This is a genomic window from Bradyrhizobium sp. SHOUNA76 (assembly GCF_023006445.1).
GTDB lineage: Bacteria > Pseudomonadota > Alphaproteobacteria > Rhizobiales > Xanthobacteraceae > Bradyrhizobium.
The window spans coordinates 1-3,393 of sequence record NZ_JALBHA010000609.1 but is presented as its reverse complement, the minus strand read 5'-3'; the positions used below and the strand labels follow the sequence as shown (position 1 = coordinate 3,393).

At 65.4% G+C, this 3,393-nt stretch carries 2 protein-coding genes; both read right to left on the bottom strand.

Translation table 11 applies throughout. From position 1 onward, the window contains the following. Positions 1–720: cytochrome C-binding protein (locus tag MOV74_RS34270; protein WP_246931396.1), on the bottom strand; the 720-nt coding region annotated here is incomplete at its 3' end. A 1,208-nt stretch (positions 721–1,928) separates the two neighbouring features. Then, positions 1,929–3,393, bottom strand: a 1,465-nt coding sequence (locus MOV74_RS34265) for a GMC family oxidoreductase (RefSeq protein ID WP_246931395.1), incomplete at its 5' end; no start/stop codon positions are given.

The window sequence follows — 3,393 nt, the reverse complement described above, 5'->3', positions numbered from 1 at the left end:
CCCGCGGCCGGCAGCCACGCTGCCTGTCGGCACGTAGGCGGTAAAGCGAACGCGCGCGTCGCGGTTGACGAAGCGGCCGACGTCAGCCGGCGTCTCGATGATGCGCGTGCCGATCGGCTCGCGTTCATCGCCTTTGGTGACGAAGAACCAGCCGGCGACGGTAGGCTTCGGCACGGTCTCAGTCTCCACCACATCGACCAACTTCCTTGGCTTGATGGCGGCGAAATATTCTGCCGCCGCCTTAATCTCATCGTCGTTCGCCGCCTTCGCAAGCGAGATCATCCATGCTTGCGGAACGCGGTCGAGCAATGCCGTCGAGCGCTTGCCGCTCCTGTAGTCGTGCATCTGCTGAATAAAGTAAGCAACCGGCAGGCCAGCGATGTCGGCGTTCTCCGGACCGCCCGTGCCAGAGGCACGATGGCAGAAGCCGCAGGCGTAGACGTCAGGCTGGCGACCGCTCGCCACGACTGCCGGCATCGTCGGATGGTCACCTGGGTGCCAATCCGGCGCCAGGAAGCGATCGCGCGTTTGTGGGACTGTATAGCTCGCCGTGCTGTCGGGAACGTGGCGAGGTTGACCGTCATCCGGCGGCGGCTTGAAGTCGGGCGGGTTGTAAGTGTAGGCCCAAAACGGTGGCTTCTCGGTGACCTGCGCGTGCGCGCCCGCCGTACATACGAGAATTATGGTCAGTGCACCTGCCGCCCGAGCGGCCGCTCCCAATCGCACCATGTTCGTCTCCGGCTTATCTGCCCAGACGGAACAGGTAGATTAACCACGAATTCGCGCTGAAACAATTGGCTTTCGTGGCGATTCAGGCCGCAGTCTTGGGGTCCGGGTTGGGTCTCACAAGCGGCATCCCGTCGCTATCGCTCTTGGCCCAACGCCGACATTCAGGCGCTTGAGATGAAGGGCACCCCGATCAGCTATTTCAGACAGGCCGCTGCCCGTCGGGCAAAACAGCTCGGTCATTTCGATCACCCCGCCTGTCAAGCCCTCTCGCCGAAATATTCCACTTTACCGAAATTCGGATTTGACGTACACACTGATCACCCTGGCCCGAGACGAGGGGCGGATCGCGATCGTCACGAACCGCGGGCTGGGCAGCGATGGACGCGACGGCGTCGGGCGCAACGGGCATTGCAGGGCGGGACACCGTGAGCAATGGCCTTTCCGCGCATACGACCCGACGCTGACAGCGTCTTCGCATGGTTTCGGGGGCGAGCACACGCCACCTCCCGGATTCCCAGCGAGGACGTGCGCGGACGGAAAAGTCGTGTGGTCCCGACGCCCGGGGTCTGTGCGTCAAGTCTTGCGGTGATGTGGCGGCCGACCGGTCCGCGCATCGATATCCACAAGGCGACGGGGGCAATAGTGCAACGCTCCCCGAGGAGAGCACGAAGGACACCGTTAAAACCATTCGCGCAGGGAAGGCCGGGCGACCGGCACACCTGTGGTCCACCCCGTGTGCATTTCTATCGCGCACGGATCTCGGGTGCCGCCGGCGCCCGGCCTTCCCTGCGCCCTCGTCTTTTTCGAGGGCGTGCGAGACCCAAAACTCGGGCGAGACGCGCCGCGAGAAGGCGATCGTGTGTTTGCTATTTGAAATGTGCAATGGAGTGCGATGGCCTCGCCAATTGCTCCGTCATTGCGAGCGCAGCGAAGCAATCCAGACTGCACCCGCGGCGGGATTCTGGACTGCTTCGCTCCGCTCGCAATGACATGGTTGAAGGAGTGCGCTCCCATCCATCACCGTCACCCTGAGGTGGCCGCTTCTTCAGCGGCCCTCGAAGGGCGACGGCCCGGCTCTCGCTGCTAAGGTATCGAAGCATCCCGGCCGTACATCCTTCGAGGCTCTCGATGGCGCGCTGACGCGCCCCATCCCTCGTTCCTCAGGATGACGGGATAAGTGGAGTTTGACGCGGTAGAAACTACCGCATCATCATCCGCGCGATCGCTTCCCCGATCACCACCGTGGTGAAATGCGTGTTGGCGCGGCAGTCCGACGGCATGATCGAGGCGTCGGCGACGCGTAGGCCCGAGATGCCCTTCACCCCGCCGTCAGGGTTGACCACACCATCGGCATCGCCGGCGCCGCTCATGCGGCAGCTGCCGGCGGCGTGCTGGATGTCGCCGGTCTCACGGCGCAGCACCGCGTCGAGCTCGTGATCCGGCAGGTGAGCTGCCTGCGGCAGCGTCAGATCGGTGTCGGCGAGCCGGATCCAGTCGGCGATGCCTGACAGCGCCGGCTGCGAGGTGAGCACGGCGAGACGCTTCACCGCATCCATCATGCGCAGCATGTCGCGGGGATCGGCCAGCATGTTCTCCTCGACGACGGGATCAATCGCGGGATCGGTCGAGGCCAGCTTCAGCGTGCCGCGCGAATACGCGTTGAACAGACCCGCGCCGATCGCGCCCGGCACGCCGATGCCGCGGTGATTGAAGGCGATCAGAATCATGTCGCGCTTGCCGCCGTCGGCGAGGCCCGAGGAATAGGTCACGCAGCAATTGGTGTGGCGGGTGTCCGGATCGGTGGGCCTGAGATTTTCGTGGAGCTGGATGGTGGCGCGAAACAGCGGATGGTCGAAGTAGTGCTTACCGACCGGCAGGTCGCACTCGACCGCAATTCCCATCGCCTTCAACTCGTCGGCCGGCCCGATGCCCGAGCGCAGCAGGATCGCCGGACTGTGGATGGCACCGGCGCACAGCACGATCTGCCGGGCGCTGATCTCGTGGGTGCCTTGCCCCTCGATATGGACGCGGACGCCGGTCGCCCTTCCGTCGCTGATCAGCACGCGATCGACCAGCGCATGGCCGCGAATTTCGAGATTGGCGCGGCCGCGCGCGGGCTCCAGATAGCCCTCGTTGGTGCTGATGCGCCGGCTGTCGCGGCTGTTGATGGGATAGCAGGCCACGCCCTCGCCATCGGGGCCGTTGAGATCGGCGCACCAGGGATAGCCGCTCGCGAGCGCGGCATCGCGCAAGCCGCGATCGATCGGCCCCCATTTTTCCGGAGGCGCCCGGTAGACCGGCAGTGGCCCGCCGCGTCCATGGCCTGCGGCATCGCCGAACTCCAGATCGTCCTCGATCACGGAGAAGAGCGGCATCACCTCCCCGGCCGACCAGCCGGTGCAGCCATTGGCGGCCCATTCGTCGAAGGCATCGGCAACGCCGCGGATCGCGATCTGGCCGTTCATCATCGAGGAGCCGCCGAGCCCCTTGCCGCGCCAGTAGAAGCGCGGCTCCTGCCCGGCCACCCGGCGCGTCAGGAGATCAGGCCACTGCCATTTCTCCTGGTACTCGCGCCTGTGGATGATCGGGATCGGATTCGGCGTCACCACCTCCCACGGCGCCTCGTCGGCGCGCCAGTCCAGGCCCGCCTCCAGCAGCAGGACG